Origin of the sequence: Anderseniella sp. Alg231-50 (genome assembly GCF_900149695.1) — a bacterium.
Taxonomy (GTDB): domain Bacteria; phylum Pseudomonadota; class Alphaproteobacteria; order Rhizobiales; family Aestuariivirgaceae; genus Anderseniella.
Genome location: NZ_LT703003.1, coordinates 579,864 through 604,052 on the forward strand (window position 1 = coordinate 579,864; position 24,189 = coordinate 604,052).

Here is a 24,189-nt window from a genome sequence, read left to right on the forward strand (position 1 = left end):
AGACTATCAGAAGTCGAGCTCGGAGTACTGCGAAGAAGGCGGCATGCCGCGCACCTGGTCAGCCAGCAAGGAACGGAATGACGGCCTCGACTTGATGCGCTGGTACCAGGCCTTGGCATCCGGCACCTCATCCCATGAGATATCACCGAGATAGTCTGCCACAGACAAATGCGAGGCCGCGGCCAGGTCTGCCACGGTCAGGTCATCGCCAACCAGCAGGTTGCGGGCCTGGGCCAGAGCATTGATATAGGCCAGATGGGTGCGCAGCGCCTCCAGCGCAGAACGCACGCGGTTCATTTTCGGCGCCCCGCCACCCTGCGCCGCGGAAACGAAACGGCGCACCACCTTTTCCATCAGCAAAGGCGATGTGACCTCGTGATGAAACTTGCCGTCAAACCAGGCCACAAGCCTGCGCACCTCGGCCCGCACCACAGGATTGGTTCCCCACAAGGAACCGGTTTCAAGTGGCCATTGCTCATCCAGATAACCGCCAACCGCTTCAACACCGGCACACACCGTGCCATCCTGATCGATCAGTACCGGCAAGGTGCCGGACGGGTTCATATCGAGAAACGCGTCGCGCATTTCCCAGGGGCGTTCCTCGTTCAGTTCTGCCGCCAAACCCATTTCGGCAAGCGACAACCTGATACGCCGTGAAAACGGATCCAGAGAAAAATGCAAAAGACGCACCATAGCGCTGTCACCAAAAAGTCTGATATGAGAGCCAATACCCGAACAGGTTGCAAGCGATTCGCAACCCTATGTATTATTTCAGTAAAGCTAAGTTGTGGCCAGTGCTAGCGCAACGTCAACAGGGATCAACTGCATGTTTCTGGAACAGATCATCGTACTGGCCGTCATTCAGGGAATTACCGAATTTTTGCCAATCTCGTCTTCAGGCCACCTGATACTGGTTCCAGCCCTGACAGGTTGGAAGGATCAGGGCCTGATTGTCGACGTGATGGTTCACATGGGCTCATTCCTGGCAGTGATCACGTATTTCTGGCGGGATGTCCTGGCATTGACCCTGGGGGCGCTGAACCTGCTGCGCGGACGCATGACCGATCATGGCCGTCTCGGCCTGCTGATTGTCGTTGCCACCATTCCGGCTGTTGCGTTTGGCCTGTTCGTGAAGAAAACAGGCATGATTGATGCAGTGCGCGGGCCGGAAATCGTTGCCTGGAACGCCATTATTTTCGGCGTCCTGATGTATTTCGCGGACCGCTTCGGCAAGCACGTAAAGGCCATGGAGAACATGACCTTCATGCCGGCCCTGATTATCGGACTGGCCCAGGCCGTTGCTATTATTCCCGGCACCAGCCGTTCCGGCATCACCATGACGGCTGCCCGGTTTTTGGGTTTCCAGCGCTCGGAAGCAGCCCGGTTTTCGTTCCTCGTCGGCATCCCCGCCATCGCCGGCGCCGGCGTGCTGGTTCTGGGCGAAGCGATATCGGACGGAGCCACCATTTCCGGTGATGCCATTATCACCGGTATCCTGACTTTCTTCACCGCGCTTGCTGCCATCTGGTTCCTGATGGCAATCGTCAAGCGGTATTCATTGACCAGTTTCGTGATCTACCGGCTGCTGTTGGGCGCCGGACTGCTGTATCTTGCGCACACCGGGTTCTTTGCCGAAGCAGGCAGTTGATCACTGGAAACTCAGTCAACGGCGGCTGACACCGGCCCGGTGATTTCACGCACCAGCTTGGCGCGGATGGCAGTGCGAAAGTCGTCAAAATTCCTTGCCGTCATCATGAACGAGCCGGGTCCGCCAATGACATGATTGGCGTAGTGTTCGCGCAGGTCGATATTGGCCAGTTCGCCGAGATCAATGTCCTTGTTGTGAATCACAAGGCCGTTGATGGTGATGCCGCGTGCCCTGGCGGCATCGCGGGCCGCCTCGGAGCGGCGCGCGTCGCTGGATCCGTCACCTGAAATATCAATGACCCGGCGCGTACCCAGATAGTTGTTTGCCTCTATGGAATTGACTGAGAACCCGATGGCACCGGCAATATCGGTCAACCCCCTGATGGCTCGCGGCGACGCGGAAATTTTTGCAGACAATTCTGCCGCAGTCTGGCCATCGCGCACCACATGCCAGTCAACCGCGGTGGCCTGCCGGGCCTCACCGGCCCACTGAACGAGCGTAACGGCAACCCCCAGGGTGCCGGCGAAGCGGACAGCGGCAACAACGTCGGGGTGCAGGAAGGCTTCGGCCAGCCCCTGCGACTGCAGAGCAAACTCCTCGGCGTCCACGCTGGTGGAGGTGTCGACCGCCAGAACCAGTTCGAGATCTACCGGCTGCAAGCCCTGCGCACCCGCACCCGATGACAGCAATAACGAGCCCAGCAGAAAAAATGCAAAGGCTCTGGCCAGCATCAGATAACCGGAGCGGAGAACTGGCCGGCCTTCCGGAAGCGATACAGATATTCCGGCACAATGGCCTCGATCGGTTCCGGTTTGATACCGAGACCTTCCAGCGTGCGGCCTTCGGCAATGGCGGCCTCAGACACGACATTGTCGGATTTCAGCAGGTCAACCTGGTCCGCCGTCAGCAACGGGTTGGGCAGCAGGCCCAGAATTGTTCCCTTGATACGGGCAAGCGCAAACGGAACCGGCACCAGGAGGCGCTTGCGGCCGGTTACTTCAACCACATATTCCAATAGTTCCCTGAAGCTGCGTTGTGCAGGCCCGCCAAACTCCCAGGTTTTTCCGTTGCCATTGCCGCTCGCCACCAATGTTGTGATCGCGTCTGCAACATCACCGACAAAAACCGGCTGGAATCTGGTTTCGCCGCCGCCGATCAGTGGCAGAACCGGAGAGAACCGCGCCATGGCGGCAAACTGGTTGAAGAAATTGTCTTCCGGGCCAAATACGATCGACGGCCTGATGATGGTTGCGCCGGGAAACTCCTCACGGGCCGCGGCCTCGCCTTCGGCCTTGGTGCGGGCATATTCGGATGCAGAGTCTTCGTCAGCACCGATTGCCGACATCTGGATGAACTGTGCCGCACCGGCATTCTTCGCCGCGCGCGCCGCAACCCGGGCGCCGTGCGCATGCAGGGCCGAAAAGGTCTGGCCGCCCGATGAAAACAGCACGCCGACCAGGTTAATCACCACATCAGAGCCTGCACATGCTGCCTCAACCGACTCCGGATAGCGCAGATTTGCCTGTACCGGCATGATCTGGCCGGGTGTTCCCAGCGGCTGCACGTGTCCGGCGAGGTCAGGCCGCCTGACCGCGACCCGGATGCGGTGACCCTGGCGTGCCAGGGCACGAGTGATGTGGCGACCCAGAAAGCCTGAGCCACCGATGATCGTCACGAGTTTTGAAGATGCGGTCATGTCGGTTCAATTCGCCTTTGAAACAGATGCGGAAAAGGCCATGTGCCAGTGCCCGGTTGTGTGGGTTTTAACGATCCGCCGCAGGCTTTTAAAGACCCTTGATGCCACAACCGGAAATTCATCATGGCACACTTATTCCGCCAGCGGCCAGGAATTGCACAAGACGCCGGTTGACAAGCTGCCTTGGGTCCAACTATGAGTGCGCCTGCCTGATGGCTTTTTGTTCGAGAAAGCCGCTTTTGGGCCCAGGTGGCGGAATTGGTAGACGCGCTAGCTTCAGGTGCTAGTTTCCGTAAGGAAGTGGAAGTTCGAGTCTTCTCCTGGGCACCAAAAACCCTGACTAAAGTTTCCGGAACGATTGAATTGCCTGCGCTGACAGCGTTGGTAATTGGCTTCTGCCGGCAATTACAACCACTCGAAACCTTAGCAAGGAAGCCATTTTCATGACCAGCACACTCAATGGAAAAGCCGCCATCATTACCGGAGCCAGTCGTGGTATCGGCGCAGCAGCGGCAAGACAGCTTGCCGCCGAGGGTGTCTCGGTGCTGCTGGCAGCGCGCACATCATCCGAGATAGAACAGGTCGCACAGGACATTCGCGCCGATGGCGGAACCGCACAAACCGTCACCTGCGACGTCAGCAGTTACCCGCAAGTGGCCGCCATGGTGGCGAAATGCAAACAGGACTTTGGCCGGGTGGACATTCTGGTCAACAATGCCGGACTGATCGACCCGATTTCCCGGATGGGCGATGCCGATCCAGATGACTGGGCGAAAGTGGCCGATGTGAATTACAAGGGGGTGTTTTTCGGCCTGCGCGCAGCCATTCCCGAAATGGAGGCTCAGGGCGACGGTACCATCATCAACATTTCTTCAGGCGCGGCTTACGGGCCGATGGAGGGCTGGAGCCACTACTGTTCTTCCAAGGCGGCTGCGCTGATGCTGACGCGATGTGCAGACAAGGAATACGGCGGCAGGGGCATTCGCGTTGTGGGCCTGAGCCCGGGCACGGTGGCAACGGACATGCAGGTGTCCATCAAGGCATCGGGCATCAACCCGGTGAGCCAACTGGACCCGTCGGTTCACATTCCCGCTGACTGGGTCGGCAAAACGGTGGTGTGGCTGTGCAGGGAAGGCGCTGACGAGTTTGCCGGACAGGACTTTTCCCTGAAGTCCGATGAAGGCCGCGCCAGGGTCGGACTTCCCGGCCTGACGGCCGCCTGACACCATCACCGAAGTGTTGCCAATGAGGCGGCTTGTGTTATAGCCCATGGGTAAATCGCAGTCAGACAAGCAAGGCAAAAAGCAAAAATGGCAGTCAAGATACACCAGGGCGACCTGCCCGACGGACTGGACTTCGGATCGAGTGTGGCGGTTGATACCGAAACCATGGGACTGCATGCCCATCGTGACAAGCTGTGCGTGGTGCAACTGTCCGCCGGCGATGATGATGCTCATCTGGTGCAGCTTGATCGCAAGACCTATCATGCGCCGCGCCTGAAAGCACTGATGGAAGATGCAAACGTGACCAAGATCTTCCATTACGCGCGCTTTGACGTCGGCATGCTGAAAGCCTACCTGGACGTGGATACGTCACCGGTCTACTGCACCAAGATTGCCTCGCGGCTGGCCCGCACTTATACCGACAGGCATGGCCTGAAGGACCTGGTGCGCGAAATGCTGGGTATTGAGATGTCGAAGCAGCAGCAGAGTTCCGACTGGGGCACACCGGTCTTGTCGGACGCCCAGAAGCAGTATGCCGCGCTTGACGTGATTTACCTGCATGAACTCAAGGTCAGGCTGGACCAGATGCTGCGCCGGGAAGACCGGGCCGAGCTTGCCCAGGCCTGTTTCGAGTTCCTGCCGATCCGTGCCGGTCTCGACCTTGCCGGCTGGCCGAACGAGGACATTTTTGCCCACTCATGAAGCTGAGGCGGCGGCTCCCGCCTTTATTCGGCAAGAATTTCCGGGCAAAACGCACGACAGACCCTGGTTGCACCCGGTATGATCCGGATGAAAGGGTGAGAAAACGGCAATGATACCTGGCAGACAAGCACGACCAACCCTAAGGCGCAGGCGGCGCGGGCCTGCGATAATGGTATGGTTGTTCATGTTGGCTGCGGCAGGTGTGTTCGGGGTTTTCCTGATCCAGGCCTCCGGCTTCGACATAGAAACCGCGACCAGCCCGGAACCGGCCGCGCCGGTAGCGGCGACGAAACAGGCGTCGGAACAGGAACGGTTTGCCGTGCAGGGTTCCGAGGTTGCCGGCTTCGACAATGACCAGCAGCCCTACAAGATTGCCGCCGTGGAAGCCAACCAGGACAAGGAACAGCCCAATCTTGTGCACATGCGGCAGGTCATCGGCCTGCTCAGGCGCACTGATGGGCGCGCCATGGACGTGACCGCAAAAACCGGCCTGTTCAACTCCAAGGACAAATCCCTGCGGTTGTCGGGCGATGTGTCCATCAAGCTGGCCGACACGTTCACCGCCAGCATGGACACCGCAGACATTGACGTGAAGCAGAAGGCGTTGACCTCGCAGGACGAGATCGTGGTGGTGATGGATGGCGGGGTAATCAGGTCCACCGGTGTCGACGTTACCAACAATGGTGAACATGTGACTTTCAAAGCACGGGTTCGTGCGATATTCAACTCTGCAGCAACGCAGGACAGCCCGCCTGCCGCGCCGGTGGAAACCTCCAGTTCAAAAGGAAACCTGCAACAATGAAACTGAACAGGACCGGAAAACTGAACAGGACCCGTATCGCCGTTGCACTGATCGTGATGGCTGCAAGTGTTGCCGCAATGCCTGCCCATGCCCAGAAAAAGAAAAGCAAGGTCAATATCGAATCCGATCAGATGGAACTGTTCGAGAGCAAGAACCAGGCGATTTTCCGCGGCAATGTCCGTGCCCGGCAAAACAACGTCAAGTTGAATTCAACCAACCTGATCGCTACTTTTGTCAAGACCAAGAGCGGCGGAACCGATGTTACCTGGCTGGAGACAAAGGGCGGCGGGGTAAAAATCGTAACGTCGTCACAAACCATCACCGGCGACCGCATGAAGATGAACGTCAAGGCCAACACCGCCGTTGTCACAGGCAAGGTCACCGTCATCCAGGGGACCAGCGTCGTGAAAGGTGAAAAACTGAATGTGAACCTGAATACCAACGAGTCGAAATTTACAGGTGGTCAGGGAAAACGTGTCATTTTCTCTTTCGACCCTGACAAATCCAACTAGTATTTCCCACCCCGGAAGCTCCAAACATGGTTGCTGCTTGCAAATTCAGCAATTATTAACCATAGGGCTTCAGCAAACCTTAATCCTGTTGAGCGGTAATCACGTGAAGCGAACCGGCAAGTCATCGTTTTGGTCTTCGTTGTTTGGCAGACAGGCAAAACAGCCTTCCCGCCGGACATTTACAAGACCGGGAACTGCGCCGACAGAAGGCCTTGTGGCGCGTAATTTGCGCAAGTCCTTCAAACGGCGGCCAGTAACCAGGGATGTCAGCGTGTCGGTCCGCCGTGGAGAAGCTGTAGGGTTGCTTGGCCCGAATGGCGCAGGGAAAACGACGGTGTTTTACATGATCACCGGCCTGATCGCTGCCGATTCCGGGACCATATCGCTCGATGGGGAAGATATCACTGACTTGCCGATGTATCAGCGAGCCAGGCTGGGAATTGGATATCTGCCACAGGAAGCGTCGGTTTTCCGGGCACTTACGGTTGAGGACAATATTCGCGCGGTGCTGGAACTACACGTTCCCGATCGCACTGAGCGCGAGCGTAAGTTGCGTGGGTTACTAAATGAGTTTCAGATCACACATATCACGAATTCGCCAGCTATGGCATTGTCTGGCGGAGAACGACGCAGGGTTGAGATTGCCAGAGCCCTTGCCGCAAATCCCCGATTCATACTGCTCGACGAACCCTTCGCAGGGATTGATCCAATTGCGATCAATGATATTCGCCAACTGGTGCGACAGCTCACCTCTAGGGGCCTCGGGGTGCTTATTACGGATCACAACGTCCGAGAAACCCTCGAGATCATTGATCGCGCCCTTATCATCCATGAAGGCCACGTATTAATGGAAGGTACACCACAACAGATCGTTGCGCATCCCGATGTGCGACGTCTTTACCTTGGTGAAGGTTTCAGCCTTTAATATCCCGCAGACAAGTGCCGTGAACGACTGAAGCGCAGATTATGTCGCCGGGCGCGAGATCAGCATGGTTTTGGTGTAACGAAAAAACCGCCTGCCTGGTCGTTTTTATAGTGTTGGAGCAACTTTACGGGTCCCGCAAACCCTCATGTTACTCCGGTTTGTTGTGCGGGGAGTATGCCAGCGATGGCGTTGAGTCAAAAATTGCAGATGCGCCAGGGCCAGTCCCTGGTCATGACGCCGCAACTGCAGCAGGCCATCAAGCTGCTGCAGATGTCGAATTTTGAGCTGCAGGCATATGTGGAAAGCGAGCTGGAGTCGAACCCGTTGCTGGAGCGCGACGAGCGCGATGAAGCAGGCCGGGATATTGTGTCCGACAGCGACGGACAAACCGTTTCCGACGATGCTGCCGCCGGTACGGAACTGAAAGATACCGCAGACCAGATCGCATCGGGTGAAAATACCCCGGAAAACCTCGACCAGTTCGATACCGGTCTTGAAAACGTCTACGCCGATGAAGCCACCGCCGATAAAATCAACCGTGAAGCCGCAGACCCCATGGGGATGCAGGATTCAGGCTGGCAGTTGTCCAGCACGGGCAATACGGCAGGCGGCAATGGTAGTGGCGGCGGCGGTGGTTATGACGGCGAGATGGCCTTCGACGCAACGCTTGCCAGCGAAAGCACGCTTGCTGACCACCTGACCGAACAACTTCACCTTACCGTGTCTGATCCTGCCATGCGCATGATTGGCGCACACCTGATCGGGCTGGTGAATGAAGCAGGTTACCTGACCGGCGACGTTGCAACGGTTGCCGACACACTGGGCGCAACCGTTGATCTTGTCGAACAGACCCTGGCCATCGTGCAGACGTTCGATCCGCCCGGTATCCTGGCGCGTGATCTGAAGGAATGCCTGGCCATCCAGCTCAGGGAACGCGACCGGTTTGACCCCGCCATGCAGGTTTTCATCGACAATCTCGACCTGCTTGCCAAGCATGATTTCGCGCGGCTCAAGACCATGTGCAAAGTTGATATGGATGACCTGCGCGACATGGCCGACGAGGTCCGGTCGCTGAACCCGAAACCCGGCAATGTGTTTGGATCGATTGTGGTGCAACCGGTTGTCCCGGATGTTATTGTGCGCCCTGCCCCGGATGGCAGCTGGGCTGTTGAACTGAACACCGAAACGCTGCCGCGGGTATTGGTCAACAACCAGTATTTTGCGCAGGTGAGCCGTGGCACGACGCGTGACGCGGACAAGCTGTACCTGTCGGACTGCATGTCCAATGCAACCTGGCTGGTGAAGAGCCTGGACCAGCGCGCGCGCACAATTCTGGCGGTCGCACGCGAAATCGTGCGCCAGCAGGATGCCTTCCTGATGTACGGCGTGGAGCATTTGCGGCCGCTCAATCTCAAAACGGTTGCCGACGCCATTTCCATGCATGAGTCCACGATCAGCCGCGTCACGTCGAACAAATATTTCGAAACCCCGCGCGGCGTGTTCGAGCTGAAATACTTCTTCACGACCGCAATTTCTTCCTCAGCCGGCGGTGATGATCATTCTGCCGAATCCGTGCGGCACAAGATCCGGGCCATGATCGACGAGGAAACCGCTGCGAAAATACTTTCAGACGATCAGATCGTCGAAATGCTGCGGGCGGAAGGCATCGATATCGCACGGCGCACAGTGGCGAAATACCGCGAAGCCATGCAAATTCCGTCCTCGATCATGCGGCGGCGCCAGAAACGCATGCTTGAGGCCGGCTAGGCCACTACGGGTGCGCTTGAACAAGCTGCAAAACCGTAGCTCTGTCGTCGAAAAGCAGGCGGCAAAACTTTCCCACATTCTTTTCATAGGCTGATTGACAAGCTGGCCGGGTGGCAATAGGTTCCGCGCGCCTTGATCGGAAAAGACAGATTCACAGCAGCAAAACGAACACCAGTTCCGAAACGCGCTTAAGCAGGTCCGATCGAAACAGTCAATATTGAAAATGTAATCGGCTTTCGACAGACTTGGTCTTCGAAGAAGGGGTAATCCTAAATCATGCAGATTCAGATAACCGGCAAAAACCTCGACATCGGCGACGCATTGCGTGAGCATGTCGAAGGACGCATCCACAATGATGTTGCAAAATATTTTGACGGTATCGTTCGCTGCCTGGTGGTGGTGGAAAAACAGCGCTCCGGCTTCGACTGCGAAATCACCCTGCATCTGACAACAGGTCTTTCGCTCAATGCCAACGGCAACGGCGGCGATGCTCACAGCGCGGCAGATACAGCCGTCGGGCATCTGGAAAAACGGCTGCGCCGCTACAAAAGACGCCTGAAGGATCATCACCTTGCCCGCAAGGAACCGGTGAACGCGGTCCCTGCGGCTGCTTACGTCCTGCAGGCAGATGCTGAGGGCGCAACAGAAGAACCGGTTGATCTGAACCCTGTTATCATAGCAGAATCAACAGCCAGTATTGATGAGCTGTCGGTTGGGGAGGCCGTCATGAAGCTTGATTTCACGAATGAACAATTTGTGCTTTTCCGCAATGGCCGCAATGGCAGCTTAAATGTAGTCTACAAGCGCAAAGACGGAAATGTCGGGTGGTTGGACCCTGGTGGGAACTAGCACACTGACCTGCTGAACGCCTTTAGCCTTCCGGACCCTCGCCGGACCGGATTCTGATACACAAAGTGCATGGAGTTTCAGTCAATCATGCAATTGTCGAACATAATTTCCAGTAATGCCGTACTGCCTAATCTCAAGGCATCCAGCAAACGCCAATTGCTGCAGGAACTGGCTCAGGAAGGCGCTCGGCTTTCCGGACTCGATACGCAAGTCATCTTCGAAACCCTGTTGAGGCGCGAAAAACTGGGATCGACCGGCCTTGGACAGGGCATTGCCATTCCGCACGGAAAATTCCAGGCACTGGAAAAAGTGCACGGCCTGTTCGCCAGGCTGGCCACGCCGGTCAAATTTGATTCCGTCGACGACAATCCCGTCGATCTGGTGTTTTTGCTGCTGGCTCCGGAAAGCGCCGGCGCAGACCATCTGAAAGCACTGGCGCGTATTTCACGCCTGCTGCGCGATGCCACCGTCGTGGAAAAACTGCGCGGCACGGACAAGGCGGAAGGACTTTATGCGATTTTGACCGAACCAGCCGCATCGGCGCCGCATGCCGCGTGAGCCCATGGCATGGTCCAGTCCAGGCAGGCCATACTCTAGTTGGGATTGATGGCGGCGAGGTCATGCTCGATGGCATTTGCGATGGCGGCTTCACGGCTGTCGGACACCGAAACCGGTGTGCCGTCGGCCAGATACAGGCAATACAGGGGTGTAGCAGGGTCAGCTGCGATTTTCTGGCCAATCATGCGCTCAACTTCCTGAGCCGGTACCTTTCGTACATAGGCCACTTCACCTAAGCCCATGTTTGCAAGCGCAATTTCGCTTTCAGGGACTTGAGGCAACCGGTTTGTCTTGTGATCCGTCATGGTCTGGTCTCCTTCAATAATTGCGTTATCAGGCAGAAATCATGACTGCTGTATCTCGATCTTGCGGACCACCCGCTGAGGTTCCGGGCGTTCCAGGTCGATGGCCAACAGCCCGTTGTCGAGGCTGGCGGACACGACATTCATGCCGTCGGCCAGCACGAAGATGCGGCGAAACTGGCGCGCGGCAATACCACGATGCAGGAACTCGCGGGTTGAATCATCTGTCTGGCGGCCTTCTATCACCAGTTCGTTGTCTTCGAGCGTCAGTTCCAGTTCTTCAGCGGAAAACCCCGCCACGGCCAGCGTAATGCGCAGTTTTTCGGCATTATCTTCACCGCTCGGCGGCTGTTTCTCGACATTGTAGGGCGGATAGCCGTCGGGAGCGGTTTTTGCAGTTCGCTCCAGCAGTCGCTCAATTTCATCAAATCCGACGAAGAAAGGCGACGGAAAGGCCGTATTACGCGTCATTTTTCAAAGCCCTTTAACAAGCAGCTCGATGTTTAACCGGTCAGCTTTTGCGGTCTGAGCGTTCAGCCCCGCCTGTTTTCGACCCGGCAATCAACTTCATATCTGGGATATTGTGCTACAGGCCCACAACGTCAAGATGCCGGAAGTGCGCCGGCGTCTCACTTTTCCGGCATTCGGGCGACATTCCGCGTTTACTCCCTATGAAGAATAAATGTCTTCCGGTGCTGGTGATTGACCTGCGAACATGGTCTATGGGAGATCAGTGAACTATGGCAGCGGGGCTGAGAACACACCGATGCAAGCGATTTTCGAGCAATTTGTCACCCTGTGGGTGGTTATTGACCCGATCGGCACAATTCCGGTTTTTGTAGCCGTTACGGCCAGTATTGAAGCGAAAAAACGCAACCGGGTGGCAGTCCATGCCGCCGTGCTGGCGATCTGCGTGTTGATGTTCTTCCTGGTGGCCGGGCAATTCCTCATCGATGCACTGGGCATCGGCCTGCCCGCCTTCCAGATCGCCGGTGGCCTCATCCTGTTCCTGTTCGCGCTGACGATGATTTTCGGCGACTCAAAACCGAAACAGGAAATCAGCAAGCTGGAGGCCGAAGAAGAACCGGAAAGCCCGGCCGTGTTTCCATTGGCAGTACCGTCACTGGCCTCGCCCGGTGCAATGCTGGCAGTTGTTCTGCTCACCGACAACAACCGGTTCAGCTTCGCCGAGCAGGCGGTAACGGCCGGCATCCTGGTTGCGGTGGTTGGCGTGGCGCTTGTTCTGATGCTGATGGCAGCGCCGATTCTGAAACTGATCGGCACCAGCGGCGCCGCGATCGTCAGTCGCGTGATGGGAATGATCCTGGCCGCGGTTGCCGTCGACAATGTCATCAGCGCCGTCCTGGAACTGATAAAAATCAATACCGCGTGACAATCGTTCAGCCACATGAAAACGGCCGCCTGCAGGACAGGCGGCCGAAGTGTCTCTTTACTGACGGCTGAGTTGTGCCTAGGCGGCAGCAACCTTGGTCAATGCGCGGTCCACCGATGCCACGACCTCATCCAGGTCAGACTTGGTGCAGATCAGCGCCGGTGAGAAGCACAATGTGTTGTTGAGGCCGCTCAGTGAACGGTTGGTTGCACCGATAATAACCGCATCGGTTGCGAAACAATCACCCACAATGGCTTGCGTCGTGCTTTCGGGAACCGGCTCGCGTGTATCACGGTCAAGCACCAGTTCCATGCCGCAGAACAGACCCTTGCCGCGCACATCGCCAACCATGGCGTGCTTGGCTTTCAGGCCCTCGAACTGTTCCAGCAGGTACTCACCCATGGCGGTGGTGTTTTCCAGCAGCTTCTCATCTTCGAGAATGCGCATGTTTTCAAGTGCCGCCGCCGGGCCTGCCGCACACCCGCCAAACGTGGAGATGTCGCGGAAATAGCTCATCGGATCAGACGGATCCGCCTTGAACTGGTTGAACACGGCTTCCGTTGTCACGGTGCACGAGATGGCGGCATAACCCGACGCCACACCCTTGGCCATGGTCACCATGTCGGGCTGAATGCCATAGTGCTGATAGCCGAACCACTCGCCGGTGCGTCCCATGCCGCAGACAACTTCGTCGATGATCAGCAGCACGTCGTACTTCTTGCAGATTTCCTGGACGCGGTCCCAATAGCCCTGTGGCGGTGTGATGACGCCGCCGCCTGCCGTCACCGGCTCAAGTATCAGGCCGCCGACGGTATCGGCACCTTCACGCAGAATAACCTCTTCAATGGCATTGGCGGCGCGGATGCCGTAGTCGTCCACCTCGCCCCATTGCGAGCGATATTCGAGACAATGCGGCACTTCAACGAAGCCGGGGGTAAACGGCCCGTACTGGTCGCGGCGCTCGTTCTGGCCACACGATGACAGCGCGGTAATGGTGGTGCCGTGATAATCACGCTCGCGATACAGGATCTTGTGTTTCTTGCCGCCGTGCTTGTTGTGCGAAATCTGGCGGACAATCTTGTAGGCCTTCTCATTGGCTTCCGAGCCCGAGTTTGAGTAATAGACGCGGGTCATGCCGGGCATCTTGGAGATCAGCCGCTCGGCGAATTTGGCGCCCGGAATGCTGCCGGCGGAATTGGCAAAATAGTTCAACTGGACAAGCTGATCGCGAACCGCATCGGCAATGCTTTCGCGGCCATAGCCCACGTTGACTGTCCACACGCCGCCGGATACCGCGTCGAGGTGCTCACGGCCTGCGGTGTTCCACACCCGCATTCCCTTGCCTTCGATGATGACAAGAGGGTCTACAGTTTCGAACTTCTTGTGCTGGGTCAGATGGTGCCAGACGTGTTCACGGTCGGCCTTGATGATCCCGCTGAAGTCATTTTCATTCGCCTGAAGGTTCATGGCACTACTCCCTAGATTAAGAAGTCTCATTATCCAACTATCCGGGGGGCACTTGGCAAGGGGATTTAGCCAGCCAGAACGGCAAATAATGTGGAACCACCCTCACGCGGCGCAATATTGTGCCGTTCGGCACCGGTGTCAGCTAATGTCAGCAAGCATCACCATGCCTGTGCAAACAAGCGTTTCAGCTTATGGCAAAGGCGCCGGGCAGGTGGCATAGTGCGCCCACCATGAGTACAGCAGCATCCCGCCCGATCCAGCCCGGTGACCATCTCTATCTGATAGATGCCTCCGGCTATATTTTCCGCGCCTACCACGCATTGCCGCCCCTGACCCGCAAGTCTGACGGTTTGCCGGTCGGGGCCGTACAGGGCTTTTGCAACATGCTGTACAAACTGCTCCAGCAAATGTCGGCCGACGACAAGCCCACCCACATTGCGGCTATCTTCGACAAATCCTCGAAATCGTTCCGCAATGACATCTATCCCGACTACAAGGCCCATCGCCCGCCGGCGCCGGAAGACCTGGTGCCGCAGTTCGGCTTGATCCGGCAGGCGACGGAAGCCTTCAACGTGGCGTGTATCGAGCAGGAAAACTATGAGGCTGACGACCTGATCGCCACCTATGCCACCCAGGCCGCGGCTGCCGGGGCAACGGTGCGCATCGTGTCGTCCGACAAGGACCTGATGCAACTGGTCACCGATCAGGTGATGTTGCTGGATACCATGAAAGACAAGGCCATCGGGCGTGACGAGGTTATCGAGAAATTCGGCGTGCCACCTGAAAAGGTTGTTGAAGTTCAGGCACTTGCCGGTGACAGCGTCGACAATGTGCCCGGCGTGCCCGGCATTGGAGTCAAGACCGGTGCGCAGCTGATCGAGGAATATGGCGACCTGGAAAGCCTGCTGGCGCGGGCCGGCGAAATCAAACAACCAAAACGGCGCGAAAAGCTGATCGAGTTCGCCGACCAGGCACGGGTTTCCAAAGAGCTGGTGATCCTGAAAACCGATGTGGATGTTGATCACCCGATTGAAGATTTCGGCGTTATCGAACCGGAAGCAAAATCCCTGATCGGGTTCCTGAAGGCGCTGGACTTCAATACACTGATCCGCCGAGTGTCAGGCGATTTCGAAGCCAGTGCCGCCGACATTGAACCGATTGAGGTGACGTTTACCGGCTGGCCGCCCGAGGGTGCGGACGTAGATGAACTCGGTGCACCGGCAACAGGTGATGCAGGCGATGCACCTGCAGGCGACGCATCAGATGCCGCAACCGGCGGCGATGCCGCCGCCGTCATGGCGGACAGGATGCGCAACCTGCCGCCGCCTGATCATGCCGCCTATGAACGCGTTACCACCCGGGACCGCCTGGAAGCCTGGGTACAGATGATCCAGAAGGCCGGGCTGGTGGCGGTAGACACCGAAACCACGTCACTCGACAACATGCAGGCAAGCCTGTGCGGCATTTCCTTCAGCGTCGAGCCGGGCAAGGCCTGCTACATCCCGACAGGCCACCGGGCGTCGGACGGCCTGGATTTCGGCGGTGGCGACCTGGAACAGCTGTCCGAAGCGGAGGTTATCGGCGCGGTCAAGGAGGTGCTCGAACATCCGGGCATCCTGAAAATCGGCCAGAACCTGAAATATGACCTGACGGTGTTTCAGCGCCTCGGCATCAGTGTGGCGCCGATCGATGATACGATGCTGCTGTCCTATGCGCTGGATTCAGGCGTCAACGGGCATGGCATGGATGAGCTGGCCGATGTCCACCTCGGCCTCAAGCCGATCAAGTTCAAGGACGTTGCCGGCACCGGAAAATCCCAGGTTACGTTCGACCTGGTGCCGCTGGACCAGGCGACAAGCTATGCCGCTGAAGACGCGGACATCACGCTGAGGCTGTGGAACGTGCTGAAGCCGCGGCTGGCATCGGAACACCGTGCAACCGTCTATGAAACGCTGGAGCGTCCGCTGGTGCCGGTGCTGGCGGCGATGGAACGCGAAGGCATTCTCGTGGACAGGACCGTACTGGCCCGATTGTCGGCCGAGTTTTCCAAAGACGCCGAAGTACTGGAAAAACAGGTGCACGAACTTGCCGGTGAAACCTTCAACCTGGGCTCGCCAAAGCAGATCGGTGAAATCCTGTTCGGCAAACTGGGGCTTCAGGGCGGCAAGAAAACCGCTACCGGCGCCTGGAGCACCGACAGTCAGGTGATGGAAGATTTGGCAGGCGACGGCGTTGAACTGGCCCGCAAGCTGCTGGATTGGCGCCAGCTGACCAAGTTGCGCTCGACCTATACAGACGCCCTGACCGGACACATCAACCCTGAAACCGGGCGGGTGCACACATCCTATTCGCTGGCCTCGACATCTACCGGCAGGCTGTCTTCTACCGATCCGAACCTGCAGAACATTCCGGTGCGCACCGCAGAAGGCCGGCAGATCAGGACGGCCTTCGTTGCAGCCCCCGGCCACAAGCTGGTGTCTGCCGACTACAGCCAGATCGAATTGCGCGTTCTGGCCCATATTGCCGGCATCGACCAGTTGAAGAAAGCGTTTGCGGACGGGCTGGACATTCACGCGATGACCGCATCGGAGATGTTCGACACGCCGGTCGAAGGCATGGACCCGAGCATCCGCCGCAAGGCCAAGGCCATCAATTTCGGCATCATCTATGGTATTTCAGCGTTCGGACTGGCCAACCAGCTTGCCATCCCGCGCGAAGAGGCTGGCCGCTATATCAAGACCTATTTCGAACGTTTCCCCGGCATCAAGGACTATATGGAGCACACCAAGGCATTTTGCCGGACCAATGGCTATGTGGAGACGGTGTTCGGCAGGCGCATGCATTTTCCGCGCATAAAATCACCCAACCCGTCGGAACGGGCCTTCCAGGAACGCGCCTCCATCAACGCGCCGATCCAGGGCTCTGCCGCCGACATCATCCGGCGCGCCATGATCCGCATGCCGCAGGCCCTGACAGATGCAGGCCTGAACGCACGCATGTTGCTGCAGGTGCATGATGAGCTGATCTTCGAAGTGCCGGATGCGGAAGCCGACGCAACCATCAAGGTTGCATCGGAAGTGATGGTTGCAGCGCCCCTGCCGACAGTATCGTTCTCGGTGCCGATCCAGGTGGATGCGCGCGCGGCAGACAACTGGGACGAGGCGCACTAAATCGCTCTGGCGCTGATATTCGAAGACGGTCCAAAGGGTCAGGTACACAGCCTCACCATGTTGTGCCGCAGCACCGCCATAGCGAACATGGGCGCTGCGCAGCGGTTTTCGCCGTCACACGCCGGCAATTTCATTCCTTGCCAATTTTATACTCGAGGTTGAACGAAAAGACCGCATCCGACGAGTTGTCATTGAGACCAAACAAGACCGCCGCTCTTGGTTCAATAACATGCCCGTTCGGCAGTTCTGTCTCAAAATAAAGCGCAGGACCTGCATAGTGTTCCTGGTCCCCGGCATCGCCAAATGCACCCTCAAACTCACCAAAGTTTTCCACGCCAATGCCGACACTTTCATTCAGCGGAAGAACAATCTGCGACGCATAGGCAAGTCCCGGATCGCCCTCCTCAAACGGCACTTCAACCAACAGGTTTCCAACCCATTTTAAGGATCCGACTTCGGCTTCGAAAACGGGACCAAACGCAATTCCACCGGCATCGATACCGCCTTCTCTTGGAACTTCCAAAGCCGTGTAAAAGCCAAGCGTGAACTCGGAATGATTGCCGTCAGACTCTTTTCCACCGTGACCATGTCCACCACCAAAAAACGGCAGGAGTACAAGGTTTTCAAATTCAAACGCCTCGACTTCCGCATTTTCCGACTCCGGATTTGCAAGTTCCACAGCAGCAGTGAACTTCCAGATGTCCGTCAGCCCGTAGCCGATTGCGAATTCATGGACCGAACGTTCGTCTCCATCGTCAACCCCGCCAAGCCCCACACCGTTCAATATTTCAATTTCGATCTCGCCCTGTTCCACATCCGGGTGGACGACCTCAAATATTGCAGCTTGCGCGCGCGCTTCTGTGGAAACGGCCACTTGCATACCCGACACCAATGCGATTGTTGCAAAAGCGGTTTGCAGAAATTTCGCCGCAGACAGTTTTTCAATCATTTTCTTTCCCCTGTTTGGTGACGTTGTTTTGATCAGTTTTGGTGTGCAGGTGATGTGCTCGCCAGTTCATCGCCCACCGGGTCCAGAACCAGCACCAGCCTGGTCTCCCCCGTACCCTCGATTGGCGGGGAACGGTGCAACAGTCCGGAAGGCGGCGGGTCTGGCCACTTTGTGCCGCGCAGGATGATCGGTGCTCCGGTTGGCACAGTGAATACCCGCGCCGGCTCCGCCCCATCGGTCGAAATGCCATACTGGGTACCGAGGCCGCGATAGGTGCAAACCAGCCGTGCGGTTACGGCGTCTATATGAAACTTGCGGCAGGCATTGTCGTTTACGACATCCAGCCTCAGGCGCAGGTAAGAGGTGTTCATCAACGTGGCAAACACGTCTGCCAGTGCCGCAATGTCGTCGACGAGCACGTTGGGCTGTTCACCGTCCGGCATGCCGGCGCCGAGACAGATCAAAGCGACTACGTCGCGCACGGAGTGCGGCTGCAGGACAACACGCGCACGCGGCAGGCAGGCCGGATCCAGGCTATCAATCCAGGCCTGAAAACAGCGCGCCGGCTGGCGCTTCCAGATCACGGCAGCAGCACCGCGCGTGTGGATGAGGTTCATGGCTTGCGGACTGTCGGCCAGACCGACACCAACGCCTGCATTGCGAACAAATTGCCGGTGGTAGTTCATGACGCACCTGCTTCCCACGCCGGAAACGGATCAGGCATGTCGCGCCATATGGCAGGCAGGAACGCCGGCGCCTTCACCAGGCAAGCATCGAGGTTCCCGCGTATGGCAGCCTCGTCCATCGGGTCACAGCCGATGAAGACGAGTTCCTGACGCCGATCTCCCCAAACAGGGTCGAAATACGGTTCCATCGAACGCTTCCAGGCCGGGTCGTCTGGCCAGTACTCCCTGGGCGCAGCCGACCACCACAGACCCCGCTTCTCGGTGCGAACGAGTGCACCAGCCATGGAGAGTTCGCCGACAAACTGCGGACGCGTGGCGAGCCAGAAGAACCCCTTGGCACGTACGACACCCTGCCATGGGCGGTTGACGAATGCCTTCAGTTTCACGGGATCAAACGGCTGGCGCGCCCGGTAGACGAAGGAGCGAACGCCATACTCTTCGGTCTCCGGCACATGATCGGCAAAGCCGTTCAGTTCCTTGTACCAGAGCGGATGCTCATGCGCCTTTTCGAAATCGAAGCGGCCGGTACCAAGCACCTCGCCAAGCGGTATACGGGCGAAGTCTGCCTCGATCACGGTCGCATCAGGGTTGAGCGAGCGGATGATCTTACACGCGGCATCCAGATCTTGCGGAGAAGCTGCCGAAACCTTGTTGAGAATGATCGTGTCGGCAAACTCGATCTGATCGACCAGGAGGTCGACCAGCGTACGGGCATCGTCTTCTCCCATCGTTTCGCCACGGTCGCGCAGGAAATCGCTGGACCCGTAGTCTTTCAGCAGGCTTGCTGCGTCGACCACAGTGACCATGGAGTCCAGTTGCGCGACATCCGACAGGCTATCACCGTCCTCATCGCGAAATTCAAAGGTGGACGCCACGGGAAGCGGCTCCGAGATGCCGGTCGACTCGATCAGCAGGTGATCGAAACGCCCCTGTCCAGCAAGCGCCCTCACTTCTTTGAGCAGATCATCGCGCAACGTGCAGCAGATGCATCCATTGGTCATTTCGACGAGTTGCTCATCGGTGCGTGAGAGGTCGGCTCCACCATCGCGAACCAGGCTCGCGTCGATGTTAACCTCGCTCATGTCATTGACGATCACGGCAACGCGCATGTCCTCGCGGTTGTTCAGGATGTGGTTGAGAAGCGTTGTCTTGCCTGCGCCGAGGAAACCGGACAGGACCGTGACGGGGAGTAGATTTGTTTTCATATGTTATTACATTACATCAATTTGTGTGAAAAAGAGGCGACGCTAGTCGCCCGCTATGTTTGCGCTCCGACTTCGTCAGCTGGCTTCAGACAGGCAGGTCTTGATTGACGTCGACATGTTGCGGATCAACTGGAAGTAAAGTTGCGGCCCGGTATCGAGTGTTGCGCCGAGCGGATCAATAACACCTGATTTTGCCTGCGTTCTTTCGGTGACAGTGGCTACCAGCTTGGGTTCAAATTGCGGCTCGGCAAACACGCATGTTGCGCCCAAGTCCTTGACCTTTGCACGGATCTCGGTGATGCGCTCAGCACCGGGCATGACTTCAGGTGAAACAGTGATTGAGCCGGCCGCGGTCACATCAAAGCGCTTTTCGAAGTACTGATAGGCATCGTGAAACACGATGAACCTCTGGTCGTGAACCGGCTTCAGATCAGCCGAAACCTCGGTGACCAGTGCATCAAGTTCGGCCATCACCGTTTCTGCATTGGCTTTGTATTTGCCGGCATTGTCGGGGTCAGCCTCCGCAAGAACCTCCTCAATCTCGTGTACGAGCGCCTTGGCGTTTATGGGATCCAGCCAGACATGAGGATTGAATTTCCCATGGCCATGGTCATCATGGTCAGCTTCGGCCTTTTTCCCATGGTCATGGTCATCATGGTCAGCTTCGGCCTTTTTCCCATGGTCATGGTCGTCATGGTCAGCTTCGGCCTTTTTCCCATGGTCATGGTCATCATGGTCAGCTTCGGCCTTTTTCCCATGGTCATGGTCGTCATGGTCAGCTTCGGCCTTTTTCCCATGGTCATGGTCGTCATGATCGTCGTGACCAACCTCTTCTCCATGGGCATGGTCATCAAAGGCGCCGCCCTTGCGGAACTCGAGCTTGACGAGGCCGTGGGCATCAATCAGTTCGACGGTCTTGGCATTCGCTGCAATCGTTTCCAGCGGTTTTTCCAGGAAGGCTTCCAGTTCGTGGCCAACCCAGAACACGACTTTGGCAGACTCCAGCATCTGCGCCTGTGATGGCTTCAAAGCATAGTTATGCGGCGATCCGGCACCTTCAACGATCAGCCCTGGTTCCCCGACACCCTGCATTACTGCAGCAACGAGAGAATGAACCGGCTTGATGGACGCCACCACATTCACGTCGGCAATGGCAGAAACGGCGGAGGAAGCCAGCAGCGTGGAAGCGAGAAAAAAAGTCTTGATGCGGCGCATGACGGTCTTTCCTGGTCAACATGACAAACGGGTGTGACGTTATCTCATTACAAGATTGCGTAACTGTATAACGTGTGCGATAAGATGTGGCAATACCCTTCGCCACAAAAAACAAGACACCCTGCAGGGCGGCCATGCTGAAGAGACCTGAATCACTTGTCACACTGGACAATGCCGGCATAAACCGCGCCGGCCGCTGGCTCGTGCGCGGCGTGGCATTCTCCATTGATGCGGGTGAGATCGTCACGCTGATCGGGCCGAATGGTTCAGGAAAATCTACAACAGCCAAAATGGCACTTGGAATTCTCAAACCCGATGAGGGGACGATCCTCCGCCGTCCAGACCTGAAGATTGCCTATGTACCGCAGAAACTCGCAGTCGACTGGACATTACCATTGACGGTACACCGTTTCATGCGGCTGACCGGGCATGCCAGCGTTGATGAGGCTGATGAAGCAATGGCAGCCACCGGCGTCAGTCATCTGGCAACGGCGGAAGTCCGCACCCTTTCGGGCGGCGAGTTCCAGCGCGTCATGCTGGCGCGCGCCATTGCAAGAAAGCCCGATCTGCTGGTTCTCGACGAGCCCGTCCAGGGCGTGGATTTCACCGGCGAAATTGCCCTTTATGACCTGATCAAGCGCATTCGGGACGAGATACATTGCGGCATCCTGCTGATCTCCCATGATTTGCATGTCGTCATGGCAGCCACTGACCGGGTGATCTGCCTTAACGGGCATGTGTGCTGTTCCGGCACGCCAACCGTGGTCGCCTCAAGCCCCGAATACAAGGCGCTGTTCGGCGCCCGGGCCGGGCCGACACTGGCGGTCTATGAGCATCACCACGATCATTCGCATCTGCCTGACGGCCGTGTGCAGCATGGCGATGGCTCCATCACGGACCATTGCCACCCGCAAGACGGCCATCATCACCGCGAGAGCTCGCCGGGCGACAGCCATTCCTCTCATGACGGCGAGAGGAAACACGATGCTTGACGACTTTTTCACCCGCGCGCTTGTCGCCGGCATCGGCGTTGCCCTGGTGGCCGGCCCGCTCGGCTGCTTCATTGTCTGGCGGCGGCTTGCCTATTTCGGCGACACGCTTTCGCATGCAGCACTACTCGGTGTCGCGCTGGCTTTCCTGTTTGAGGTCAACATCACACTGGCGGTTTTCGGCGTGTCGGCCTGTGTCTCCATTGCGCTGTTGCTGCTTCAGAAACGTGCAACGCTTTCTGCCGACGCATTGCTTGGCCTTCTGGCCCATTCCGCACTTGCGCTGGGCCTCGTTGTTCTCGCCTTCATGACCTGGATCCGCATAGATCTGATGGGCTTCCTGTTCGGTGACATCCTTGCGGTTTCCAAAACGGACATCGCTGTTGTCTGGCTGGGCGGTACGGTGGTGCTGGCAGTGCTTGCAGCCATCTGGCGGCCACTGTTTGCCGCAACTGTCAACCGCGAGTTGGCGGAAGCCGAAGGCATGAACCCGGAACGCGCCAATATCATCTTCATGTTGCTGATGGCCGCCGTCATTGCCATTTCGATGAAAATCGTGGGCGTGTTGCTGATCACCGCCATGCTCATCATTCCCGCCGCAGCCGCTCGCCGGTTTGCGTCCGGCCCGGAGCAGATGGCGCTTCTGGCGGCTGGCATTGGTGCGGCATCGGTTGTTGGCGGTCTGTTCGGCTCGCTGGAATGGGACACACCCGCCGGGCCCAGCATTGTGGTGGCTGCCCTGGGCCTGTTCGTGCTGTCAGTCCTGCCGGCATTTTCGCGCAGCCCGATTAAGAGTAATGGACCGGAAAAACCTGCAACCGAACCCCAGAAAGAAACCAGGCCATGAATGAACATGTTCACCCATCCGCGGACCTGACCAAAAACCAGTCACTGGTCATGGGCGCGCTGACAAAGTCGAACGGACCGCTCAGCGCCTACACCATTTTGGACCAGCTTCGCGATCATGGTTTTCGCGCCCCGTTGCAGGTCTATCGGGCACTCGACAAGCTGGTTGAATTCGGGATGGTTCATCGCCTTGAAAGCCTCAATGCCTTTGTTGCCTGCCGCCATCCGGATTGCGATGACCACGAAACCATCGCCTTCATGATCTGCGAGAGTTGCGGGCAGGTGAACGAAATCACCGATAACGCCCTCGCCAACAGGCTCAAGCTTCTTGCCGAAGAAGGCCATTTTGCCTTGAAGAAAACCACCATAGAGCTGCGCGGCCTCTGTCGTAACTGCCAGAATGCCTGACGTTGACTTGAACGGTGCACATATTCATTTCACCGACACCGGTGGCGCCGGAGAGGTCATCGTTTTTTCGCACGGGCTCTTGCTGAACGGAACCATGTTTGATGAGCAGGTCACCCATCTGCGGGCCAACTATCGCTGCATCACTTTCGATCATCGCGGTCAGGGCCTGAGCGGCGTAACCAGGCACGGATACGACATGGACACGCTGACGGCGGATGCCGCAGCGCTGATCGGCCATCTGGATATCGCGCCTTGCCACTTTGTCGGTTTGAGCATGGGCGGTTTCGTCGGCATGCGTCTGGCCGCGCGAAAGCCGGAGTTGCTGAAAACGCTCACCCTTCTGGATACCTCTGCCGACCCTGAACCCGTTGAGAACGGACCGAAATACCGGATGCTCAACATTGTTGCGCGCTGGATCGGGCTGTGGGCTGTTATTGGCCGCGTCATGCCGATCATGTTTGGCCGGACGTTCCTGGGCGACCCAACCCGCGTGCAGGAAAAGCGACGGTGGGCGAACGCGATCGGAAGCAATGACCGCTCGGGCATAACCCGGGCAGTGTCGGGTGTGATTGACCGTAACGGTTGCAGTGATCTTCTGGGCGATATCAAAATGCCGGTCGGCATTGGTGTCGGGGATGAGGACACAGCCACGGAACCTGAGAAAGCCGAGCGCATACATGCAGCAATCGAAGGGTCGGAACTGGTCGTGTTCAAGGGTGCGGGCCATTCCTCTTCAATCGAAACACCGGCACTGGTAAACAACCTTATCGATCGGACGATAAGGCGGGCAACATAGCGGAAGCGCTCAACGCCCGCAGGTGTCAGCCAGATCGCTGCAGTACAACGCCCGGTAGCTGGCATGGAACCGGGATGTGCT

The 24,189-nt window shown here is 57.6% G+C and carries 25 protein-coding genes and 1 tRNA gene; 16 read left to right on the top strand and 10 right to left on the bottom strand.

The window, feature by feature from the left end; all coding sequences use genetic code 11:
* Positions 1 to 6 precede the first annotated feature (6 nt).
* A complete protein-coding gene (locus tag DHN55_RS02850) occupies positions 7 to 693 on the bottom strand; it encodes a glutathione S-transferase N-terminal domain-containing protein (RefSeq protein WP_108879874.1) in 687 nt (228 codons plus the stop codon).
* Between the two features lie 133 nt (positions 694 to 826).
* Here DHN55_RS02850 and DHN55_RS02855 point away from each other — a divergent pair, with 133 nt between their 5' ends.
* Complete coding sequence (locus tag DHN55_RS02855; RefSeq protein ID WP_108879875.1) at positions 827 to 1,648, top strand: undecaprenyl-diphosphate phosphatase; 822 nt, start codon at positions 827 to 829, stop codon at positions 1,646 to 1,648.
* 11 nt (positions 1,649 to 1,659) lie between these two features.
* Here DHN55_RS02855 and DHN55_RS02860 read toward each other — a convergent pair whose 3' ends face one another.
* Together DHN55_RS02860 and DHN55_RS02865 are read right to left on the bottom strand one after the other, a co-directional pair.
* On the bottom strand, positions 1,660 to 2,379 hold the full coding sequence (locus DHN55_RS02860) for a DUF1194 domain-containing protein (RefSeq protein WP_108879876.1): 720 nt from the start codon (positions 2,377 to 2,379) through the stop codon (positions 1,660 to 1,662).
* The gene (locus DHN55_RS02865; protein ID WP_108879877.1) at positions 2,379 to 3,344 is read right to left on the bottom strand and encodes an NAD-dependent epimerase/dehydratase family protein; all 966 of its coding nucleotides are present in this window, start codon (positions 3,342 to 3,344) and stop codon (positions 2,379 to 2,381) included. The genes DHN55_RS02860 and DHN55_RS02865 overlap by 1 nt, the downstream gene beginning before the upstream one ends.
* A gap of 243 nt (positions 3,345 to 3,587) precedes the next feature.
* Here DHN55_RS02865 and DHN55_RS02875 point away from each other — a divergent pair.
* The 9 genes from DHN55_RS02875 to ptsN all read left to right on the top strand — a co-directional run bounded on the left by DHN55_RS02875 (position 3,588) and on the right by ptsN (position 10,682).
* Positions 3,588 to 3,674: transfer RNA gene (locus tag DHN55_RS02875), tRNA-Leu, on the top strand.
* A gap of 113 nt (positions 3,675 to 3,787) precedes the next feature.
* Positions 3,788 to 4,567, top strand: coding sequence for an SDR family NAD(P)-dependent oxidoreductase (locus DHN55_RS02880; RefSeq protein WP_108879879.1), 780 nt, complete (start codon positions 3,788 to 3,790; stop codon positions 4,565 to 4,567).
* A gap of 87 nt (positions 4,568 to 4,654) precedes the next feature.
* Positions 4,655 to 5,269, top strand: a complete 615-nt coding sequence (locus tag DHN55_RS02885) for a ribonuclease H-like domain-containing protein (protein WP_108879880.1) — start codon at positions 4,655 to 4,657, stop codon at positions 5,267 to 5,269.
* A gap of 184 nt (positions 5,270 to 5,453) precedes the next feature.
* Positions 5,454 to 6,071 carry an LPS export ABC transporter periplasmic protein LptC gene (lptC, locus tag DHN55_RS02890; protein ID WP_337659855.1) on the top strand — a complete coding sequence of 206 codons (618 nt, stop codon included), beginning with the start codon at positions 5,454 to 5,456 and terminating at the stop codon, positions 6,069 to 6,071.
* Positions 6,068 to 6,583: an LptA/OstA family protein gene (locus DHN55_RS02895; protein ID WP_108879882.1), complete on the top strand. Its 516-nt coding sequence runs from the start codon at positions 6,068 to 6,070 to the stop codon at positions 6,581 to 6,583. The genes lptC and DHN55_RS02895 overlap by 4 nt, the downstream gene beginning before the upstream one ends.
* 85 nt (positions 6,584 to 6,668) lie before the next feature.
* Positions 6,669 to 7,508, top strand: a complete 840-nt coding sequence (gene lptB, locus DHN55_RS02900) for an LPS export ABC transporter ATP-binding protein (RefSeq protein ID WP_443111122.1) — start codon at positions 6,669 to 6,671, stop codon at positions 7,506 to 7,508.
* Positions 7,509 to 7,691: 183 nt separating this feature from the next.
* Entirely contained in the window at positions 7,692 to 9,275 is a 1,584-nt protein-coding gene (gene rpoN / locus DHN55_RS02905) for an RNA polymerase factor sigma-54 (protein WP_108879883.1), read from the top strand.
* Positions 9,276 to 9,551: 276 nt separating this feature from the next.
* The gene (hpf, locus tag DHN55_RS02910) at positions 9,552 to 10,124 is read left to right on the top strand and encodes a ribosome hibernation-promoting factor, HPF/YfiA family (RefSeq protein WP_108879884.1); all 573 of its coding nucleotides are present in this window, start codon (positions 9,552 to 9,554) and stop codon (positions 10,122 to 10,124) included.
* Between the two features lie 87 nt (positions 10,125 to 10,211).
* Positions 10,212 to 10,682 carry a PTS IIA-like nitrogen regulatory protein PtsN gene (gene ptsN / locus DHN55_RS02915; RefSeq protein WP_108881676.1) on the top strand — a complete coding sequence of 157 codons (471 nt, stop codon included), beginning with the start codon at positions 10,212 to 10,214 and terminating at the stop codon, positions 10,680 to 10,682.
* 35 nt (positions 10,683 to 10,717) lie between these two features.
* Here ptsN and DHN55_RS02920 read toward each other — a convergent pair whose 3' ends face one another.
* A complete protein-coding gene (locus DHN55_RS02920; RefSeq protein ID WP_108879885.1) occupies positions 10,718 to 10,987 on the bottom strand; it encodes a DUF1150 family protein in 270 nt (89 codons plus the stop codon).
* Positions 10,988 to 11,026: 39 nt separating this feature from the next.
* Positions 11,027 to 11,455, bottom strand: a complete 429-nt coding sequence (locus tag DHN55_RS02925; protein WP_108879886.1) for an Hsp20 family protein — start codon at positions 11,453 to 11,455, stop codon at positions 11,027 to 11,029.
* Positions 11,456 to 11,750: 295 nt separating this feature from the next.
* Here DHN55_RS02925 and DHN55_RS02930 point away from each other — a divergent pair, with 295 nt between their 5' ends.
* Complete coding sequence (locus DHN55_RS02930) at positions 11,751 to 12,377, top strand: MarC family protein (RefSeq protein WP_108879887.1); 627 nt, start codon at positions 11,751 to 11,753, stop codon at positions 12,375 to 12,377.
* A 78-nt stretch (positions 12,378 to 12,455) separates the two neighbouring features.
* Here DHN55_RS02930 and DHN55_RS02935 read toward each other — a convergent pair whose 3' ends face one another.
* The gene (locus DHN55_RS02935) at positions 12,456 to 13,844 is read right to left on the bottom strand and encodes an aminotransferase class III-fold pyridoxal phosphate-dependent enzyme (RefSeq protein ID WP_108879888.1); all 1,389 of its coding nucleotides are present in this window, start codon (positions 13,842 to 13,844) and stop codon (positions 12,456 to 12,458) included.
* Positions 13,845 to 14,074: 230 nt separating this feature from the next.
* Here DHN55_RS02935 and polA point away from each other — a divergent pair, with 230 nt between their 5' ends.
* Entirely contained in the window at positions 14,075 to 17,014 is a 2,940-nt protein-coding gene (polA, locus tag DHN55_RS02940; RefSeq protein WP_108881677.1) for a DNA polymerase I, read from the top strand.
* Positions 17,015 to 17,144: 130 nt separating this feature from the next.
* Here polA and DHN55_RS02945 read toward each other — a convergent pair whose 3' ends face one another.
* The 4 genes from DHN55_RS02945 to DHN55_RS02960 form a co-directional block, all read right to left on the bottom strand.
* Positions 17,145 to 17,963 carry a hypothetical protein gene (locus DHN55_RS02945; protein WP_108879889.1) on the bottom strand — a complete coding sequence of 273 codons (819 nt, stop codon included), beginning with the start codon at positions 17,961 to 17,963 and terminating at the stop codon, positions 17,145 to 17,147.
* A gap of 32 nt (positions 17,964 to 17,995) precedes the next feature.
* Positions 17,996 to 18,649, bottom strand: coding sequence for a DUF1826 domain-containing protein (locus DHN55_RS02950; RefSeq protein ID WP_108879890.1), 654 nt, complete (start codon positions 18,647 to 18,649; stop codon positions 17,996 to 17,998).
* Positions 18,646 to 19,854, bottom strand: coding sequence for a GTP-binding protein (locus tag DHN55_RS02955; RefSeq protein ID WP_108879891.1), 1,209 nt, complete (start codon positions 19,852 to 19,854; stop codon positions 18,646 to 18,648). The genes DHN55_RS02950 and DHN55_RS02955 overlap by 4 nt, the downstream gene beginning before the upstream one ends.
* A gap of 75 nt (positions 19,855 to 19,929) precedes the next feature.
* A complete protein-coding gene (locus tag DHN55_RS02960; RefSeq protein WP_108879892.1) occupies positions 19,930 to 21,069 on the bottom strand; it encodes a metal ABC transporter solute-binding protein, Zn/Mn family in 1,140 nt (379 codons plus the stop codon).
* Positions 21,070 to 21,203: 134 nt separating this feature from the next.
* On the opposite strand from DHN55_RS02960, the gene DHN55_RS02965 reads away from it, so the two are divergent.
* From DHN55_RS02965 to DHN55_RS02980, 4 genes are read left to right on the top strand one after another with little or no spacing between them, the layout of a single operon-like run.
* A complete protein-coding gene (locus DHN55_RS02965; RefSeq protein ID WP_108879893.1) occupies positions 21,204 to 22,061 on the top strand; it encodes an ATP-binding cassette domain-containing protein in 858 nt (285 codons plus the stop codon).
* Positions 22,054 to 22,905: a metal ABC transporter permease gene (locus DHN55_RS02970; protein WP_108879894.1), complete on the top strand. Its 852-nt coding sequence runs from the start codon at positions 22,054 to 22,056 to the stop codon at positions 22,903 to 22,905. The genes DHN55_RS02965 and DHN55_RS02970 overlap by 8 nt, the downstream gene beginning before the upstream one ends.
* On the top strand, positions 22,902 to 23,312 hold the full coding sequence (locus DHN55_RS02975; protein ID WP_108879895.1) for a transcriptional repressor: 411 nt from the start codon (positions 22,902 to 22,904) through the stop codon (positions 23,310 to 23,312). The genes DHN55_RS02970 and DHN55_RS02975 overlap by 4 nt, the downstream gene beginning before the upstream one ends.
* On the top strand, positions 23,305 to 24,108 hold the full coding sequence (locus tag DHN55_RS02980) for an alpha/beta fold hydrolase (RefSeq protein WP_108879896.1): 804 nt from the start codon (positions 23,305 to 23,307) through the stop codon (positions 24,106 to 24,108). The genes DHN55_RS02975 and DHN55_RS02980 overlap by 8 nt, the downstream gene beginning before the upstream one ends.
* The last annotated feature ends 81 nt before the right edge of the window (positions 24,109 to 24,189 follow it).

What these genes read in the sequence shown, in the direction of transcription:
- DHN55_RS02850 (WP_108879874.1), bottom strand. Translation starts at nt 693, where the DNA reads ATGGTGCGTCTTTTGCATTTTTCTCTGGATCCGTTTTCACGGCGTATC.
- DHN55_RS02855 (WP_108879875.1), top strand. Translation starts at nt 827, where the DNA reads ATGTTTCTGGAACAGATCATCGTACTGGCCGTCATTCAGGGAATTACC.
- DHN55_RS02860 (WP_108879876.1), bottom strand. Translation starts at nt 2,379, where the DNA reads ATGCTGGCCAGAGCCTTTGCATTTTTTCTGCTGGGCTCGTTATTGCTG.
- DHN55_RS02865 (WP_108879877.1), bottom strand. Translation starts at nt 3,344, where the DNA reads ATGACCGCATCTTCAAAACTCGTGACGATCATCGGTGGCTCAGGCTTT.
- DHN55_RS02880 (WP_108879879.1), top strand. Translation starts at nt 3,788, where the DNA reads ATGACCAGCACACTCAATGGAAAAGCCGCCATCATTACCGGAGCCAGT.
- DHN55_RS02885 (WP_108879880.1), top strand. Translation starts at nt 4,655, where the DNA reads ATGGCAGTCAAGATACACCAGGGCGACCTGCCCGACGGACTGGACTTC.
- lptC (WP_337659855.1), top strand. Translation starts at nt 5,454, where the DNA reads ATGTTGGCTGCGGCAGGTGTGTTCGGGGTTTTCCTGATCCAGGCCTCC.
- DHN55_RS02895 (WP_108879882.1), top strand. Translation starts at nt 6,068, where the DNA reads ATGAAACTGAACAGGACCGGAAAACTGAACAGGACCCGTATCGCCGTT.
- rpoN (WP_108879883.1), top strand. Translation starts at nt 7,692, where the DNA reads ATGGCGTTGAGTCAAAAATTGCAGATGCGCCAGGGCCAGTCCCTGGTC.
- hpf (WP_108879884.1), top strand. Translation starts at nt 9,552, where the DNA reads ATGCAGATTCAGATAACCGGCAAAAACCTCGACATCGGCGACGCATTG.
- ptsN (WP_108881676.1), top strand. Translation starts at nt 10,212, where the DNA reads ATGCAATTGTCGAACATAATTTCCAGTAATGCCGTACTGCCTAATCTC.
- DHN55_RS02920 (WP_108879885.1), bottom strand. Translation starts at nt 10,987, where the DNA reads ATGACGGATCACAAGACAAACCGGTTGCCTCAAGTCCCTGAAAGCGAA.
- DHN55_RS02925 (WP_108879886.1), bottom strand. Translation starts at nt 11,455, where the DNA reads ATGACGCGTAATACGGCCTTTCCGTCGCCTTTCTTCGTCGGATTTGAT.
- DHN55_RS02930 (WP_108879887.1), top strand. Translation starts at nt 11,751, where the DNA reads ATGCAAGCGATTTTCGAGCAATTTGTCACCCTGTGGGTGGTTATTGAC.
- DHN55_RS02935 (WP_108879888.1), bottom strand. Translation starts at nt 13,844, where the DNA reads ATGAACCTTCAGGCGAATGAAAATGACTTCAGCGGGATCATCAAGGCC.
- polA (WP_108881677.1), top strand. Translation starts at nt 14,075, where the DNA reads ATGAGTACAGCAGCATCCCGCCCGATCCAGCCCGGTGACCATCTCTAT.
- DHN55_RS02945 (WP_108879889.1), bottom strand. Translation starts at nt 17,963, where the DNA reads ATGATTGAAAAACTGTCTGCGGCGAAATTTCTGCAAACCGCTTTTGCA.
- DHN55_RS02950 (WP_108879890.1), bottom strand. Translation starts at nt 18,649, where the DNA reads ATGAACTACCACCGGCAATTTGTTCGCAATGCAGGCGTTGGTGTCGGT.
- DHN55_RS02955 (WP_108879891.1), bottom strand. Translation starts at nt 19,854, where the DNA reads ATGAAAACAAATCTACTCCCCGTCACGGTCCTGTCCGGTTTCCTCGGC.
- DHN55_RS02960 (WP_108879892.1), bottom strand. Translation starts at nt 21,069, where the DNA reads ATGCGCCGCATCAAGACTTTTTTTCTCGCTTCCACGCTGCTGGCTTCC.
- DHN55_RS02965 (WP_108879893.1), top strand. Translation starts at nt 21,204, where the DNA reads ATGCTGAAGAGACCTGAATCACTTGTCACACTGGACAATGCCGGCATA.
- DHN55_RS02970 (WP_108879894.1), top strand. Translation starts at nt 22,054, where the DNA reads ATGCTTGACGACTTTTTCACCCGCGCGCTTGTCGCCGGCATCGGCGTT.
- DHN55_RS02975 (WP_108879895.1), top strand. Translation starts at nt 22,902, where the DNA reads ATGAATGAACATGTTCACCCATCCGCGGACCTGACCAAAAACCAGTCA.
- DHN55_RS02980 (WP_108879896.1), top strand. Translation starts at nt 23,305, where the DNA reads ATGCCTGACGTTGACTTGAACGGTGCACATATTCATTTCACCGACACC.